The sequence below is a fragment of the Ruegeria sp. AL2 genome, assembly GCF_056540845.1.
Genome location: NZ_JBQFXM010000001.1, coordinates 1 through 16038, shown reverse-complemented (window position 1 = coordinate 16038; position 16038 = coordinate 1). Strand labels below are relative to the sequence as shown.

General features: G+C 58.0%; 14 protein-coding genes. 6 read left to right on the top strand and 8 right to left on the bottom strand.

Features of this window, described 5'->3' with window-relative positions:
- Positions 1–146: 146 nt before the first annotated feature.
- Complete coding sequence (locus tag ACR0ID_RS00070) at positions 147–1082, bottom strand: DMT family transporter (protein WP_480603058.1); 936 nt, start codon at positions 1080–1082, stop codon at positions 147–149.
- A gap of 148 nt (positions 1083–1230) precedes the next feature.
- Between ACR0ID_RS00070 and ACR0ID_RS00065 the strand changes: the two genes are divergently transcribed.
- Positions 1231–2244, top strand: a complete 1014-nt coding sequence (locus ACR0ID_RS00065; protein ID WP_480603056.1) for a hypothetical protein — start codon at positions 1231–1233, stop codon at positions 2242–2244.
- Between the two features lie 6 nt (positions 2245–2250).
- Here the strand turns inward: ACR0ID_RS00065 and upp are convergent, their stop codons facing one another.
- The 6 genes from upp to ACR0ID_RS00035 form a co-directional block, all read right to left on the bottom strand.
- Positions 2251–2883 (bottom strand): uracil phosphoribosyltransferase, encoded by a 633-nt coding sequence (gene upp, locus ACR0ID_RS00060; RefSeq protein WP_480473547.1) that lies wholly within the window; start codon positions 2881–2883, stop codon positions 2251–2253.
- Positions 2880–3866 (bottom strand): adenosine deaminase, encoded by a 987-nt coding sequence (locus tag ACR0ID_RS00055; RefSeq protein WP_480603054.1) that lies wholly within the window; start codon positions 3864–3866, stop codon positions 2880–2882. The genes upp and ACR0ID_RS00055 overlap by 4 nt, the downstream gene beginning before the upstream one ends.
- The gene (locus ACR0ID_RS00050; RefSeq protein WP_480603052.1) at positions 3863–5074 is read right to left on the bottom strand and encodes a phosphopentomutase; all 1212 of its coding nucleotides are present in this window, start codon (positions 5072–5074) and stop codon (positions 3863–3865) included. Before ACR0ID_RS00050 ends, ACR0ID_RS00055 begins: the two co-directional genes overlap by 4 nt.
- A complete protein-coding gene (locus tag ACR0ID_RS00045; protein ID WP_480603050.1) occupies positions 5071–6378 on the bottom strand; it encodes a thymidine phosphorylase in 1308 nt (435 codons plus the stop codon). Before ACR0ID_RS00045 ends, ACR0ID_RS00050 begins: the two co-directional genes overlap by 4 nt.
- 4 nt (positions 6379–6382) lie before the next feature.
- Positions 6383–6775 (bottom strand): cytidine deaminase, encoded by a 393-nt coding sequence (locus ACR0ID_RS00040; RefSeq protein ID WP_267365809.1) that lies wholly within the window; start codon positions 6773–6775, stop codon positions 6383–6385.
- 93 nt (positions 6776–6868) lie between these two features.
- Positions 6869–7972 carry a cupin domain-containing protein gene (locus ACR0ID_RS00035; RefSeq protein ID WP_480603048.1) on the bottom strand — a complete coding sequence of 368 codons (1104 nt, stop codon included), beginning with the start codon at positions 7970–7972 and terminating at the stop codon, positions 6869–6871.
- A gap of 53 nt (positions 7973–8025) precedes the next feature.
- On the opposite strand from ACR0ID_RS00035, the gene ACR0ID_RS00030 reads away from it, so the two are divergent.
- The 5 genes from ACR0ID_RS00030 (at position 8026) to ACR0ID_RS00010 (ending at position 14746) form a co-directional block, all read left to right on the top strand.
- A complete protein-coding gene (locus ACR0ID_RS00030; RefSeq protein WP_480473551.1) occupies positions 8026–8184 on the top strand; it encodes a hypothetical protein in 159 nt (52 codons plus the stop codon).
- A 215-nt stretch (positions 8185–8399) separates the two neighbouring features.
- Positions 8400–10673: an NADP-dependent malic enzyme gene (locus ACR0ID_RS00025; RefSeq protein ID WP_480603045.1), complete on the top strand. Its 2274-nt coding sequence runs from the start codon at positions 8400–8402 to the stop codon at positions 10671–10673.
- A gap of 45 nt (positions 10674–10718) precedes the next feature.
- On the top strand, positions 10719–11108 hold the full coding sequence (locus ACR0ID_RS00020) for a GFA family protein (protein WP_480603044.1): 390 nt from the start codon (positions 10719–10721) through the stop codon (positions 11106–11108).
- A gap of 232 nt (positions 11109–11340) precedes the next feature.
- Positions 11341–13230: a propionate-CoA ligase PrpE gene (prpE, locus tag ACR0ID_RS00015; RefSeq protein WP_480473554.1), complete on the top strand. Its 1890-nt coding sequence runs from the start codon at positions 11341–11343 to the stop codon at positions 13228–13230.
- A gap of 88 nt (positions 13231–13318) precedes the next feature.
- A complete protein-coding gene (locus tag ACR0ID_RS00010) occupies positions 13319–14746 on the top strand; it encodes an amidase family protein (RefSeq protein WP_480603042.1) in 1428 nt (475 codons plus the stop codon).
- A gap of 249 nt (positions 14747–14995) precedes the next feature.
- Here ACR0ID_RS00010 and ACR0ID_RS00005 read toward each other — a convergent pair whose 3' ends face one another.
- Positions 14996–15802 (bottom strand): NAD kinase, encoded by an 807-nt coding sequence (locus ACR0ID_RS00005; protein WP_480517711.1) that lies wholly within the window; start codon positions 15800–15802, stop codon positions 14996–14998.
- Positions 15803–16038: the final 236 nt, after the last annotated feature.

The window sequence follows — 16038 nt, the reverse complement described above, 5'->3', positions numbered from 1 at the left end:
TTTCGTGAACACTCCAGAAAGCTCACCGAGCATTTTTGCCATTTCTGAAACGAATGCCATTTGTCGATCCTCCGAATCCACGGCGTTTCACTGGATACGGAAATAACAAAACGGTCTGGCTTAGGCGTACATACGACCCAATCGCGTCAGGCAACTTTTTGCTGGTCAGATGATCGGCTGGCGCGCCACCCCAGCAACAGACCCGCTGCCGCAATCATAAGGATGCCCGAAATCTGAAAGACGCCAATGGTTTGTCCAAAGGCCGCAAAAGCGAAAAGCGGGCCGAAAATCATGACAGAATACTCGAACACCGCCACATAAGACGGCTCGCCCACCTGATATGCCTTGATCAGCATGAAAACCGCGATTGTAGAACCGATAGCCTGAGTAACCAGCCACGGTATGGCAGGCCCCATATCCCAGACCCACCCACGCGTAACAAACCCCTCGGCACCGTCTGCCGTAACGACCGGCGAGATTGTCAGAAACGTGAGCCCCATCGCACCTGCCAAACCCAGCGTAATGACCATGACGGCCAGCATGGCCACAGTGCTTTCCTGAGAACAATGTGTACGCGTGAGGATCGAACTGAGGGCATAGAAAAACCCCGCCGCCACGGGCACCAACGTGCGCAGGTCAAAATCGCCGGGGTTTGGCTGAAGCACCAGAAGGATGCCAGTAAATCCAGTCAGTACGGCCAGTATGCGCCACGGCCCTATTGGTTGCCTGAGCACCAGAGCGGAGATCAGCAGCACAAAAATCGGTGAGGTGAACAACCCTGCCAGCGCCTGTGCAATAGGCATCATGGCAAGGGATGCAAAATAGAACAGCATTGCCGTGGTAATCAGAACGCTGCGCAAAATGACAGGACCCCACCGCACGGGCCTCAACCCGCCCAGCCCCAGAAACGACAGGCCAACTATCAGCGGCAGCATCAACAGTGCACGGGTCAGATGGAACTGCCACAGCCCGACGGTTTCGGCCAAAAGGATCACAACATTGTCGATGACGCCGATAATTGCCATAGCACTGACCATCAGGGCCGAAGCCAGCACAGCAGAAGATGAGGAATGCGCCTGCATGAAGTCGTGTCCTGATTGTGATCGTGGACCGACAGTCTCGATCCTTTCGGGTATCCAGCACAATTCGCAGTGACTGCGCAACAGGTTTGCGCCCTGCGATTTCACCATGCTAAGCTGCGGCAAAACAAATTCGAGCAGACCCACCCAGATGACGGCCCTGAAACAGTACCAGCGGATCGAAGCCACCGGTCTGTGGCGCCCCTCGCCCGATGAACAGCGGCGCGAGGTTGTGGTGTCTATCGGCGAAGCCACCCTGACCATTTCCGATTTCAATGACAGGGCGCTGACTCACTGGTCGCTGGCGGCACTTGAACGCCAAAACCCAGGTTCCTTTCCGGCCATATTCAACCCGGACGGTGATCCGGATGAGACGCTTGAGCTGGCCGAATCCGAAACCACGATGCTTGAAGCGATCGACCGATTGCAGCGCGCTATAGATCGGTCCCGCCCCCACCCGGGGCGTTTGCGCTGGCTGAGTGTCGGAGGCGTCGTGGCCGCTGTGCTGGCGCTGTTGCTGTTCTGGCTGCCCGGTGCGCTGCAAAACCATGTTGTCTCGGTCGTGCCCCAAGTTAAACGGCAAGAAATCGGCGATATGATCTTGCATCGGATCGAGCGCGTCTCGGGCCGGGCCTGTACGTCGCGGGATGCTCGGGATTCACTGGAACAATTGGCCCGGCGCACCGGCGTACGGCAAATCATCATTCTGCCCGCAGGCGTTCAGGACAGCCTCAGCCTGCCTGGCGGCACAGTCCTGCTAAGCCGTGCTTTGGTAGAGGATTACGAAGACCCTGCGGTCGCAGCGGGCTATGTGATTGCTGAACGGGCGCGGACCGCGCACAAAGACCCGCTGGATGACTTGCTGGACAGGACCGGCGCAACCTCTGCCTTTAGACTGCTGACAACCGGCGGACTGACGTCCGAGATTATCGACATATATACCGAGAAGGTCCTGTCACAGCCCCGCCCGGCCATTTCTGACGACGATTTGCTGGCGCTGTTCTCGCAAAGCGCGCTTCCGTCAACCCCCTACGCCTATGCCCGTGATGTGACCGGCGAAACCGTTCTTGGCCTGATCGAAGCGGATCCAATGGCGGGAAGGGCGCTGGAACAGGTGCTGCCGGACCGCGACTGGGTCCGGCTACAGAATATTTGCGGCGAATAAACCGGGTTACTTGGTTCCGAACATCCGGTCACCGGCATCCCCCAGACCGGGCATGATGTAGCCTTTCGAGTTCAACTCGCGGTCCAGCGCTGCTGTAACGATACGCACGTCAGGGTGCGCTTCTTTCATCCGCGCGACACCTTCGGGTGCCGCCAACAGGCACAGAAAGCGAATATCCGTCGCCCCGGCCTCTTTCAGCAGGTCAATGGCCGCGGCCGAGCTGTTGCCGGTGGCCAGCATTGGATCCACCGCAATGACCAAACGGTCCTTCAGGCTTTCGGGGGCCTTGAAATAATACTGTACGGGTTTCAGCGTTTCTTCGTCGCGATACAGCCCCACGAAACCGACGCGTGCTGAAGGCACAAGTTCAAGCACCCCATCCAGCATCCCGTTTCCGGCGCGCAGGATTGACACCAGCGCCATTTTCTTACCTGCCAGAATGGGGGCGTCCATCTCTTCCATCGGCGTTTCGATATTGCGCGTGGTCAAGGGAATGTCGCGCGTGACCTCGTAGGCCAGCAGCAATGTGATTTCGCGCAACAACTGCCGGAACCCGGCGGTCGAGGTGCCCTTGTCCCGCATGAGCGTCAGCTTGTGTTGCACCAGCGGGTGATCGACGACGGTCAGATGTTCGCTCATGTGTTCTCCAGTCTTTTCTTGACCCGCGCGCGGGTGTCTTCATCGCAGAAGGCCGCATTCAGGGCCATCTCATTCATTGCCGCAAAATCCCCAGCCTCCCAACCGAAAGCCGCGTTCAACATCTCATATTCCCGCCGCATGGTCGTGTGAAAAAACGGAGGATCGTCGGTGGAAACCGTAACCTTTACGCCCGCATCGCGCAGTTTCGCGATGGGGTGGGCAGCAAAATCCGGGAAAAGGCCCAGAACCACATTCGAACCCGGACACACTTCAAGCGTGATATCCCGGTCAACCAGTTCACGAACAAGATCAAGGTCTTCGATGGCGCGGACGCCGTGCCCGATACGCTCAACCCCCAGATCGCGCACAGCGTCGCGCACACTGTCCGGACCGCCAAACTCACCTGCATGCGTGGTCAGGCGCAGCCCGGCTTCGCGGGCACAATCGAAAGACCATTTGAAGTCGCCCTGCGTGCCGATGGATTCGTTGCCGCCCATGCCGAAACCGGTGATCCAGTTTCCGGCGGTCTCGGCCGCACAATGGGCACTTCGCCTGGCTTGTTCGGCGCCAAAATGGCGGACACAGGTAACGACACCGCGCAAGGTGATACCAAATTTACGCTCGGCCTCGTCTGCCGCATCCTGAATGGCGTTCAGATAATCCCGCCACGCATGCAGGTCGCCACCGCCGCAAAAATCAGGGCTGAGGAAGGTCTCGGAATAAACCACGCCATTTTCAGCGCTTTCCTCAAGAATGGCCAATGTCAGCCGCCGGAAGTCTTCGGGCGTTTTCAGAACTTCGCAAGCGGCTTCGTACACGCTCAGAAAATGCGCGAAATCACGAAAATCATACGACCCGTCCGCCTTGAAGATACCGCTCAGATCCACACGTTTTTCATGCGCAAGCTGGCGGATGAAGGCCGGAGGCGCTGCACCTTCGTGGTGAAGATGCAGTTCAATTTTGGGCAGGTCTGCAACGCTCATAAAAAGTTCCTTCCCGGCCCTTGCGCCGGAATATTCAGATGATGGGCAATGCTGGCCGCGATATCGGCAAAATCCACTTGCCCGATCTGTCCCGCACCCTGCCCCGCAATCAGAACCGGAACCTGTTCACGGGTGTGATCTGTTCCGGTCCAGCTTGGGTCATTGCCATGATCAGCAGTCAACAGCAACAGGTCGCCCGGGTGAAGCTTCTTAAGGACTTCTCCGATCTCGCGGTCGAACCATTCCAACGCACGCGCATATCCGCTGATGTCCCGGCGATGTCCGTACAGGCTGTCGAACTCGACAAAGTTGGCGAAGGCCAGACTGCCCTCTTCCGCCTCGTCCACAAGGTCAGACAGGTGCTGCATTAGCTGGGCATCCGACCCTTTGCGCAGCGTGTTGATCCCTTGCATCGAGAAGATGTCGCCGATCTTACCTACAGCATGAACCCGCCGCCCTGCATCCTGCACCCAATTGGTCAGCACCGGTGCCGGGGGCAGAATGGCGAAATCCTTGCGATTGGTCGTCCGATCAAACCCCGCCTCAGGCGTTCCGACAAAGGGGCGCGCAATGACACGCCCGACTTTCATCTGATGCAAACGCGGTGCAAGCGCGCGGCACATGTCCAGCAACCGTTCCAGCCCAAAGCTTTCCTCATGAGCCGCGATCTGAAATACACTGTCAGCGGATGTGTAGCAGATCGGCCAGCCGGTGCGCATATGCTCGGCGCCCAGCTCGGCAATGATCGCTGTTCCGGACGCGTGGCAGTCGCCAAGAATGCCTTCGGTCCCGGCAGCTTCGGCTGCCGCGCGGCTCAATTCCGTTGGAAAAGCCGGAACCGTGTTCGGAAAGTAATGCCAATCCCAGGGCACCGGCAGGCCCGCCAGTTCCCAGTGGCCTGAGGGCGTGTCCTTACCGGGCGAATGCTCACGCGCGCAGCCCCATAGTCCAGCGGGTTCGGCATCGAGGCCCGGAGTGGCCTCTCCAGACGCCAGCCGCACAGCCGCGCCCAAACCCAGCGCGTCCAGATTGGGCAGGTGCAAAGGGCCGGTGCGCCCCTCTTCTGCACGGCCTTCCGCGCAGGCTTGGGCGATATGGGCCAGCGTGTTTGCCCCGGTATCCGGGACATCACCGTTGAAAAACTGATCTGCGTCGGGTGCCCCGCCTATTCCGACGGAATCCATAACCACAAGGAATGCACGGCTCATACGCTGATCCTTTCGTGGATCAGATCGGGACGCTTGGGAGCTGTATCGCTGATCGTCATCGCGCTTAGCACAGTTTCCGCCGCGCGCCGTGCGGCGTCTTCCCGCGCAGCGTGGACCACGGCAATCGGTGAACCTTTGGACACACGATCCCCCAGCCTGAGGATGTTGGATATTCCTACTGCTGGATCGATCTCATCGCTTTCGACCTGACGGCCGCCACCCAGCGCGACGACCGCAAGGCCCAGAGCCTCTCCGTTGATGGAGGAGATGTAACCGTCTTCGGAGGCAGGAACCTCCTGAATAACGCTCGCCTCAGGAAGGAAACGGGTCCAGGTATCGACAAATTTCACAGGACCACCAACCGCAGCCAACATGCGACCAAACCGTTCGGCGGCGCGACCGTCACGGATGATCTCGGCGATCTGCTCGCGCCCCTCCTCGACCGATTTGCACATGCCTGCATCGGCCAACAGGACGCCGCCCAACTCGGCAGAAATATCCACCAGAGGCGAAGCATCCGGACCGGTCAGAACCTTCATCACTTCCGCGACCTCCAGTGCATTGCCCAGCGCCGATGCCAAAGGCTGGTTCATGTCGGTGATCACCGCCGAAGTCCGGCACCCGGCCGCGTTTGCGGTCTCGGTCAATGCTGTGGCCAGCTTACGGGCATCCTCAATTGTTTTCATAAAGGCACCGCTGCCGACCTTGACGTCAAGAACCAACGCATCCGGGCTGGCCGCCAGCTTTTTAGACAGGATCGATGCTGTGATCAGATCCAGACTTTCAACCGTCGCCGTCACGTCCCGAACCGCATAAAGCCGCTTGTCCGCCGGTGCAATCTGGCCCGTCGCGCCGACGATAGCCGCGCCCGTTTCGCGCAATATCTGCGCAAGTCGGTCCTGACTGATCTGAGTGCTGACACCCGGAATCGCCTCGAGCTTGTCAAGCGTTCCACCCGTGTGTCCCAAACCCCGGCCCGAGATCATCGGAACAAACGCACCGCATTCCGCCAGCGCCGGAGCAAGCACAAGGCTGACACAGTCCCCGACCCCACCGGTCGAGTGCTTGTCGATCACCGGCCCGTCCACATCCCAACTGACAACATCGCCGCTATCGCGCATCGCAATCGTCAAGTCCGCACGCCCCTGAGGGCCCAGCCCGCCCATACAGACGGCCATGGCAAACGCCCCGGCCTGCGCATCGCTGACGCTGCCGTCTGCCAACCCTTGCGCGAACCAGATCAGCTCGTCGCGGCCTGGAACTTCGTGCCTGCGCAGTTTGGCTATGATTGAACGGGCGTCCATGCGTTCAGACATCTTCCATGTGCGACGCGTCAAACGCACCCGGCAGCAAATCTCCGATGGTTGTCTCAAACTCCGCACCATCTACGGTTGCCAGAGTGACCTTTACATCGCGCTTGCCAAACTCGGCCAGCTTCTGACGGCATCCACCGCAAGGCGGCACAGGCTGAGGGCTGGAGGCAACCACGTAGACTTCGGTCAGTTCCTGCTCACCCGCGGCCACCATTGCGGCAATTGCACCTGCTTCCGCGCAGGTGCCCTCGGGATAGGCCACATTTTCGACGTTGCACCCGGAAAAGACATGACCCGAAGAAGACCGGAGCGCTGCGCCAACTTTGAAGTTCGAATATGGCGCGTAGGCGTTTTCCCGGACAGACAAGGCGGCGTCTTTCAGCGACATGGCGATTCCCCATTTTTTTGATCATCTGGTCAGAAATTTGCACGCTAACGTATTAAAGCGGGGAATTTGAAGCCCCCGACCCGTGTTCTTCGCTTAACCCAGCGTTGTGTTGAAGGTACCGGGTAAGGTGACTTCCAACAATTCGATATTTTCTGTTGGGTCGGACAGCCGTGTGCGCATCCCAGGTGGGATGACGAACGCATCCCCTTGCTCCAGCCGGTAGGGATCGCGCCCCTCTCCTTCCAGGGTGACCTCTCCGTCCATCACAAAGGTAAAGTGAATGTCGGTGTCATGGATGGCCCATTCCGGATCACCCGATCCTTTGCGCACAACCTGCACCCCAGCGACGCCCTTGGTGTTCTCGGCAATCGTGGTGTCGCGGCAGATGTAACCCGGAAGACGGAAGGGCATCCACTCGGCACCCTTGGCCTGATTATAGACAAAACGTTGCCCCTGCCATTCGCGGTCCGGGCGGATGTGCGGAGTGGGAAGTATCATGTCATGGTCGATTTCCGTGACATGCTCAGCCGGCACTCCAATCTCGATGACCTGAACATTATCAGAGGCTTCGAGAACACGGTGCCGGATTTCCGGTGGTTGAATAAAGCAGTCCCCCGCTGTCAGGCGCATTTTCTCGCCCTGATCCTCATAGACCACATCCACCCAGCCATGGATGCAAAAGATCAGCTGAAACCCGACCTTGTGAAAATGCACCATGTCCGGGACCGGTCCGCCATCGGGAATGCGGATATGACTGGCGATGATCGACCCGCCCAGCCGATCCGGCACCAGATCGCGATAGTGCATCCCGGCCCGACCGATGATCCAAGGGGCCTGATCCTTGAGCCTGCGCACGACAAAGGAATGCACGGTCTCTGGCATCACCAGTGGCGGATTTCGTTCTTCAATTTCGACCCGGGTGCCATTTGGCGCCACCAGAACGCGTTCACCACCCGCGAAATCAGACGGATTATCCGTCAGAATACGCAAGGTTCCAGGGCTTTCCGGTGCGTCTTTTTCAATGCGCAACCGCACGCCATGCCCCGAAAACACCGCGACGCGCGGATCGTCAGCGGGATAGATCATGTCCATCTTCATCCCCAGTTTTTTCGTGTAAAAGGGGATGTCGTCGCGAATTTCCCGCGTGGGCAGGCGAATCTCAGCGTGCGTTTTCGCCAGATCGGATGTCTTGGTCATCAGTATTCTCTTCGAATTGCAACTTTGGCCATCCGATCAGAACAGACGCCAAAATGCCAACCGAAAAAAACATCCCCGGCATTTCTTCCGCAGCGAAGAACCGCATTTCAATGATCACGGGTAAAATTCCGCCGTTCAGCGCGGTGAACTCGACCAAAATCTGGGCGACAACAACTGCCCAGCATCGCTGCAACCAACATCCAACCTACTGATCCCTCATTGGTTACCAGCCATGTCATCAGGCCTGAATGTCACGACGGCCTTGCCAGAGTGATCTTGGACGTCGCAATGTGAAAAGGTGAAAATGAACTCAGACAATATCAATCCGGATTCTGGTTGCGACATCACGGCAGAGTTACGTAGCGTAGCCAAGTTCAAATAAATAGTTTAAGGCTAAATCAAATTCTCAATGGGAGCTGAATCGCCGATGTCTGACACCCCCAGCCTGCGACAAGCTGCGCTCGAATATCATGAATTTCCCAAACCCGGAAAGCTTGAGATCAAGGCCACCAAACCTATGGCCAACGGTCGCGATCTGGCCCGCGCCTATTCGCCCGGCGTGGCGGAGGCAAGTCTTGAAATCAAGGCCGATGCAGCCAATGCCGAGCGGTACACCGCGCGCGCTAACCTTGTTGCTGTGGTGTCAAACGGCACCGCCGTGCTCGGCCTGGGGAATATCGGGGCTCTCGCGTCGAAGCCGGTTATGGAAGGCAAGGCTGTTCTGTTCAAAAAGTTCGCGGGCATTGACTGTTTTGATATCGAGGTCGATCAGCCCGATCCCGAAAAGCTGGCGAATATCGTCTGTGCCCTTGAACCGACATTTGGCGCCATTAACCTTGAAGACATCAAGGCCCCCGATTGCTTCATCGTCGAAAAGCTCTGCCGTGAACGTATGAACATCCCGGTTTTCCATGATGACCAGCACGGAACTGCCATTGTGGTCGGGGCTGCGGCCAAGAATGCGCTACATGTGGCCGGAAAGTCTTTTGAGGACATCAAGGTCGTGTCAACCGGTGGCGGGGCCGCCGGGATCGCGTGCCTGACCATGCTCGTCAAGCTGGGCGTGAAACGTGAAAACATTTGGCTGTGCGACATTCACGGGCTTGTCTACGAAGGACGGGCCGAGGACATGAACCCGCACAAGTCACAGTTCGAGCAGAAGTCGAACTTGCGGACGCTGGACGATGTGATCGGTGGGGCTGACCTGTTTTTAGGTCTCAGCGGACCAAATGTTCTGAAGCCTGACATGGTCCGGAAAATGGCCAGCCGCCCGATTATCTTCGCCCTGGCCAACCCGACGCCGGAAATCCTGCCAGAGGACGCGCGCGCAGTGGCACCAGACGCAATCATCGCCACGGGTCGCAGCGATTTTCCCAATCAAGTCAACAACGTGTTGTGTTTTCCGTTTATCTTCAGGGGTGCATTGGACGTCGGCGCGACCGAGATCAACGACGCGATGCAGATTGCCTGCGTGGATGGTATCGCTGAGATGGCGCGCGCAACCACAAGCGCCGAAGCCGCGGCTGCCTATAAGGGCGAGCAACTGACCTTTGGCCCGGATTACCTGATCCCAAAACCATTTGACCCGCGTCTTGTGGGCGTGGTGTCATCGGCGGTCGCCAAAGCCGCCATGGAAAGCGGTGTTGCAAAACGCCCTATCGACGACTTTGACGCCTATAAGGAAAAGCTCAACCAGACTGTCTTCAAATCTGCCCTTCTGATGCGTCCTGTGTTCGAGGCTGCGGCCGTCGCATCCCGTCGCATCGTTTTTGCCGAAGGTGAAGATGAAAGGGTTCTGAGAGCCGCGCAGGCCATTCTCGAAGAGACGACGGAAACGCCAATTCTGATCGGGCGACCCGATGTGATCGAAACCCGGTGTGAAAAGCTGGGGCTGACCATTCGTCCGGGCAAGGACTGTCAGATCGTTAACCCGGAGAACGACCCGCGCTATTACGATTATTGGACTTCCTACCACCAGATCATGCAGCGCCGCGGTGTGACGCCGGATCTGGCAAAGGCGATTATGCGCACCAACACGACAGCCATCGGTGCGATCATGGTGCATCGTGGCGAAGCGGACAGCATGATCTGCGGCACATTTGGTGAATTCCGCTGGCACCTGAACTATGTTGAGCAGGTGCTTGACGAGGGCAACCTGCGCCCGCACGGCGCGTTGTCGCTGATGATTTTGGAAGACGGCCCCCTGTTCATCGCCGACACGCATGTCCGGCAATTGCCGTCGCCGGAAGAACTGGCAGAAACCACCATTGGTGCTGCGCGACATGTTCGCCGGTTCGGGATCGAGCCCAAGATCGCCTTCTGTTCGCAATCGCAATTTGGCAATCAGGCTGAAGGATCAGGCAAACGGCTGCGGGCGGCGCTGGAAATCCTTGATCGGCAGCCGCGCGATTTTGTCTATGAAGGCGAAATGAACCTGGATGCGGCTTTGGATGCAGACCTGCGGGCGCGCATCTTCCCGGCGTCGCGGTTGGAAGGGGCGGCCAACGTTCTGATATTCGCCCACGCAGATGCGGCCAGCGGCGTGCGCAATATTCTGAAGATGAAGGCGGACGGGATTGAAGTTGGCCCGATCCTGATGGGAATGGGCAACAAGGCCCATATTGTTACTCCATCCATCACCGCGCGCGGTCTGCTGAACATGGCGGCGATTGCAGGAACACCCGTGGCGCATTACGGTTAACCGGGGGCAGCCTTGCTGGCGCCCCTGTCAACAGGGGGGAAGCGCATGAAAGGACATTGCCACTGCAACGCCGTGCATTGGGAAAGCGATGCCCAAGCCGCGTGGAGCTGTTATTGCCACTGTTCAGATTGCAGGCGAAACTGCGCCGCGCCGGTCACGGCTTTTTTCGGGCTGCCGCATGAAGCAGTCAGATGGTTGGGTCAGGCACCAAAGATCTATCGTTCATCCGAAGGGGTCGAGCGTCTGTTTTGTGGCAATTGCGGAACCCAGATGGCCTATCGCACAGCGCGCGATAGCGTGAACATACATCTTTACACCGCAACGCTGGACGAACCGGAAACCCTGCCACCACAGTTTCACGTGTTCCACGCCGATCACCTGCCCTGGCTGAACCTTCAGGACAAGCTGCCACGTTACGCCAAAACGGCTGGTTGAGATGATTCCCGGAGGGGGTGCAAGATTTGCATGCAAAAGTTTGCAACTTTGCAAATCCATCCGCTGCGGCGATGAAAACTCTGCTACGCCTGCGATTTTGCAAAAATTTGCAAGTCATATTCCGCTGATCTGCAAATTATTTGCGATAAACTGACGCGTCGTCATGCGTCGCGCTTGCCCGGATGTTTTCTGCGACCTAACACAATGTCCAGGCCGTTGTGAGGAGGACGAAATGGCGTATCAGGACGTTTATGACAGCTGGAAGACCGACCCCGAAGCGTTCTGGATGAACGCCGCAAAAGGGATCGATTGGGTCAAGGCCCCCAGCAAGGCACTGTTCGACGACAATGCGCCTTTGTACGAATGGTTCAGCGACGCGCGGGTCAATACCTGTTGGAATGCCGTAGACCGTCATGTGGAAAACGGGCGCGGTGAACAAACCGCCATCATCTATGACAGCCCCATCACCCACACCAAGCGCGAGATATCCTATGTCGAGCTTCGCAACCGCGTGGCCACTCTGGCCGGCGCGCTGCGGGCAAAGGGTGTCGAGAAAGGTGACCGTGTCATCATCTACATGCCGATGATCCCCGAAGCGCTTGAGGCGATGCTGGCCTGTGCCCGTCTGGGAGCCGTGCATTCAGTCGTGTTCGGCGGGTTTGCCAGCAACGAACTGGCTGTGCGCATCGACGATGCCAAACCCAAAGCAATCATCGCCGCGTCCTGCGGGATGGAGCCAGGCCGCGTGGTTCATTATAAGCCCCTGCTTGACGGCGCGATCGACCTGGCTAACCACAAGCCTGATTTTTGTGTGATCTTCCAGCGGGAACAAGAAGTCGCTCAGTTGATTGAAGGGCGCGACTTCAACTGGCATGGCTTCCAATACGGTGTCGAACCGGCTGAATGCGTACCGGTCGATGGCAATGACCCGGCTTATATCCTGTACACCTCTGGCACTACGGGTGCACCCAAAGGGGTCGTGCGCCCCACTGCCGGACACCTAGTGGCACTGAACTGGACGATGAAGAATATCTATAACGTCGATCCGGGTGACGTATTCTGGGCAGCCTCCGACGTGGGCTGGGTCGTGGGACACTCCTATATCTGCTACGCGCCCCTGATCCATGGAAACACCACAATTGTGTTCGAGGGCAAGCCAGTCGGCACCCCGGACGCGGGCACCTTCTGGCGCGTGATCTCGGAACATAAGGTCAAAAGCTTCTTCACCGCACCTACAGCCATCCGCGCCGTCAAACGAGAAGACCCAAAAGGCGAATTGATCGCCAAATACGATCTGTCTCATCTACAGGCCCTCTATCTGGCAGGCGAACGGGCTGACCCTGACACAATTATCTGGGCACAAAACGCGCTGAAGGTTCCGGTGATCGACCATTGGTGGCAAACCGAAACCGGCTGGGCCATTGCCGGAAACCCGCTGGGTATCGAAGAGCTTCCGGTCAAGCTGGGCTCGCCCGCAAAACCGATGCCGGGTTATGACGTGCAAATTCTGGATGAAGGCGGTCACCCGATGAAGGCCGGTGAACTGGGTGCCATCGCGGTTAAACTGCCCCTGCCCCCAGGCACCTTGCCAACACTGTGGAATGCCGAAGCACGGTTCAAGAAATCTTATCTTGAACACTTCCCCGGATATTACGAAACCGGCGATGCCGGGATGATTGACGAAGACGGGTACCTCTACATCATGGCGCGCACCGATGACGTCATCAACGTAGCGGGCCATCGCCTGTCGACGGGTGGGATGGAAGAAGTGTTGGCCGCCCACCCCGATGTGGCAGAATGCGCGGTAATCGGTGTTTCGGACCAACTGAAGGGGCAGATGCCGGTCGGCTTCCTGTGCCTGAATGCTGGTGCCACACGGGATCATGGCGATGTGGTTCAGGAAGTCGTCAAAATGGTTCGGGAAAAGATCGGGCCGGTGGCCGCCTTCAAACTGGCTGTTGTTGTCGACAGGTTACCCAAGACCCGTTCCGGTAAGATCCTGCGCGGCACGATGGTGTCGATTGCAGACAGTCAAGATTACAAAATGCCTGCAACAATTGACGATCCTGCCATCCTTGATGAGATCAAGGTGGCGTTGCAGACAATTGGTTACGCAAAGTAACCATCGGGCGGCATCGGCCGCCCATACCATGTCCGCCCTTGCAACCTGAATCTGGGCCCCTACTGTCGCTGTAAGACAGTGAGGGCCCATGACACATACCAATATCTGGCGTCTCAGCGCCACAGAGCTGACCACCCTGACCCGACGCGGCGATCTGAGTGCAACCGAGGCGGTTCAGGCCTCGATTGATCGCATGGACGCGGTGAACCCCGCGCTGAACGCAGTCGTCGAAGATTTGCGCACCGAGGCCCTGGAACGCGCGCAGTCGCTAGATGCTGCACGGGAGCGTGGTCAGCCGACCGGCCCGCTGCATGGAGTTCCGGTAACAATCAAGGTGAATGTCGATCAAAAAGGCCACGCGACCACCAACGGTGTCATTGCGCTGAAGGATGTGATTGCACCGGATGACGCGCCGGTGGTCAGCAACTTGCAAAAAGCGGGGGCCATTGTGATCGGGCGAACGAATACGCCCGAGTTTTCCTTCAGGGCCGACACCGACAACCCCCTGCATGGGCGCACGTTCAACCCGTGGGGACGGCACATTTCACCCGGGGGATCATCCGGTGGCGCTGCTGCCGCCGTGATGGCGGGTGTCGGTGCTCTGGCCCATGGCAACGATATTGGCGGTAGCCTACGCTTTCCGGCTGCCGCCATCGGTGCCGTGACGGTCAAACCGGGGTTGGGGCGCGTTCCCGCGTGGAACCCAAGTCAGAAGGCCGAACGCGGATTGCTGGCGCAGTCAATGTCGGTTCAGGGCCTGATCACCCGGTCGGCTGCGGATCTGCACCTGTCCATGCCCAGCCTGATCGCCACCGATGCGCGGGACCCATTCCACGTTCCAATGCCCTGGCACGGCGAGCGTTTTGACCAGCCGATCAAGGTGGCATTCACCAAGAACACCTTCGGCTATGCCCTGCACCCCGAGGTAGAAAAAGCCCTCGACACTGCGCGCGATGCGCTGGTCGATGCAGGGTACGTCGTTGAAGAGTTCGATCCACCCGATGTCTTTGAATGTGGCCGGATCGGGTATCGGACCTTGATGGGCGAAGTGCTGACCCTGATGAAATCTGACATTGAAGCCGCTGGTTCCAGAACTATCCGCGACATCTTTGACGTCTACTTTCAGGAGTTCCCGCCCATCGTTGAAACAGAATTGGTTCGGATGCTGGCCAAGCGCAGCCATTATGCACGCGAATGGTCCCTGTTTTTGCAGGACTACCCGCTGGTTTTGTCCCCTTTCCTGCCACAGCCATTTTTCAAACCTGACCGGGACACCGAAGGCGCGGAAGGCGTGCATGATGTTTTGGGATGCGCTGTCTATTCCTATGCGATGAACTTTCTAGGACTGCCAGCAGCTTGCGTTCCGTCGCGGCTGGCCAATCTTCCCAAAGGGCCTCAACCTATCAACGTACAGATCGCGGCACAGCGCTGGCGCGAGGATCTGGCCGTGGATGCCGCCGCCGCGATAGAAGCCCGCGTGGGACAGATGTGTTTGCCGCTTTGGGATCATATGTAGCAAAAATAGACCCCGGGTCATTGTGCCCGGGGTCCAGCTGCTAAAATAAGCCCGGATTTCTGATGACGAGCGTAGCACCACCCACCCTCGCCAGCGCAAAATCTGCGCAACCATTCGAAAACACCGTTCAGGTGGCCACTCACTCCCACCTTGGCGCGTTCTCCGGGCAAGTTCACATTAGCCAATCGTTAAGGGAATTCCTGTGAACTGCTTCACACAGGCGTGAGAAAAATTAGGGGAATCCTAGTTTTATGTGAATTGTTCGGATATTAGACGTTCTTCCAACCCATGGCCGGGGTCGAAAAGGATACGGTGCGCAATGGCAGGTTCCGACCTGATCTCGACCCAGTCTATATCCGGGAAAGACACGGAATCAGCAGCCACAATGACCGGGCGCTTGTCAGCTTCGACCACATCGAACCTGACTTTCGCCATTTTCGGCAATAAGGCACCGCGCCACCGCCGTGGGCGAAACGCCGCGATGGGTGTCAGGGCCAGAACGTCAGCGCCAATCGGAACAATCGGCCCATGCGCGGAATAGTTGTAGGCGGTCGATCCCGCAGGCGTGGCAAGCAACGCCCCGTCACAGACCAGTTCGGCCATGCGCACCCGGCCGTCTACGCTGATCTTGAGCCTTGCTGCCTGAGGACCGGCACGCAGCAATGACACTTCGTTGATCGCCAGTGCCTCGTGCAGTTTTCCAGATTGATCCATCGCCTGCATGGCCAACGGGTTGATAACCTCTTCCTCGGCATCCTCCAGCCGCGCCATCAGGTCGTCTTCGTGATACTCATTCATCAGAAAGCCGATCGTGCCGCGATTCATCCCGTAGACCGGAGTATCAAGATGCTGCATGTTGTGCAGGGTGTGCAACATGAAGCCGTCCCCACCTAATGCAACCACAATATCTGCGTCCCGAGGTGCCACGTTACCATGTTTGGCCACCAGGATGTCGCGCGCCGTTTGCGCCACTTTGACCTCACTGGCGAGAAAGGCGATTCTCTTTTTCATGTTTTGTGGTTTCCGGTGTTGCACATTTGGTTCCGAAACAAACATACCTTTCCCCAATAGGCCAGTCTTGACGCCGCAGCAGGCCAAATCGTCGCTTTAAGCCTTTTGCGAAAGTGGCGTTTCCGATAGGAAATCCGCAAGATTTTACCCAGCCATGTGGAGCGCCAATGAACGCCAATCTTCGTGACACCGGATTTTTCACCCAGTCCTTGTCGGACCGCGATCCTGAGCTTTTTGGCTCGATCCGGTCTGAGCTGGGTCGTCAGCGCGACGAGATCGAG

Excerpts from the sequence above, each read along its gene's own strand:
- ACR0ID_RS00070 (WP_480603058.1), bottom strand. The coding sequence starts at position 1,082 with ATGCAGGCGCATTCCTCATCTTCTGCTGTGCTGGCTTCGGCCCTGATG.
- ACR0ID_RS00065 (WP_480603056.1), top strand. The coding sequence starts at position 1,231 with ATGACGGCCCTGAAACAGTACCAGCGGATCGAAGCCACCGGTCTGTGG.
- upp (WP_480473547.1), bottom strand. The coding sequence starts at position 2,883 with ATGAGCGAACATCTGACCGTCGTCGATCACCCGCTGGTGCAACACAAG.
- ACR0ID_RS00055 (WP_480603054.1), bottom strand. The coding sequence starts at position 3,866 with ATGAGCGTTGCAGACCTGCCCAAAATTGAACTGCATCTTCACCACGAA.
- ACR0ID_RS00050 (WP_480603052.1), bottom strand. The coding sequence starts at position 5,074 with ATGAGCCGTGCATTCCTTGTGGTTATGGATTCCGTCGGAATAGGCGGG.
- ACR0ID_RS00045 (WP_480603050.1), bottom strand. The coding sequence starts at position 6,378 with ATGGACGCCCGTTCAATCATAGCCAAACTGCGCAGGCACGAAGTTCCA.
- ACR0ID_RS00040 (WP_267365809.1), bottom strand. The coding sequence starts at position 6,775 with ATGTCGCTGAAAGACGCCGCCTTGTCTGTCCGGGAAAACGCCTACGCG.
- ACR0ID_RS00035 (WP_480603048.1), bottom strand. The coding sequence starts at position 7,972 with ATGACCAAGACATCCGATCTGGCGAAAACGCACGCTGAGATTCGCCTG.
- ACR0ID_RS00030 (WP_480473551.1), top strand. The coding sequence starts at position 8,026 with ATGCCAACCGAAAAAAACATCCCCGGCATTTCTTCCGCAGCGAAGAAC.
- ACR0ID_RS00025 (WP_480603045.1), top strand. The coding sequence starts at position 8,400 with ATGTCTGACACCCCCAGCCTGCGACAAGCTGCGCTCGAATATCATGAA.
- ACR0ID_RS00020 (WP_480603044.1), top strand. The coding sequence starts at position 10,719 with ATGAAAGGACATTGCCACTGCAACGCCGTGCATTGGGAAAGCGATGCC.
- prpE (WP_480473554.1), top strand. The coding sequence starts at position 11,341 with ATGGCGTATCAGGACGTTTATGACAGCTGGAAGACCGACCCCGAAGCG.
- ACR0ID_RS00010 (WP_480603042.1), top strand. The coding sequence starts at position 13,319 with ATGACACATACCAATATCTGGCGTCTCAGCGCCACAGAGCTGACCACC.
- ACR0ID_RS00005 (WP_480517711.1), bottom strand. The coding sequence starts at position 15,802 with ATGTTTGTTTCGGAACCAAATGTGCAACACCGGAAACCACAAAACATG.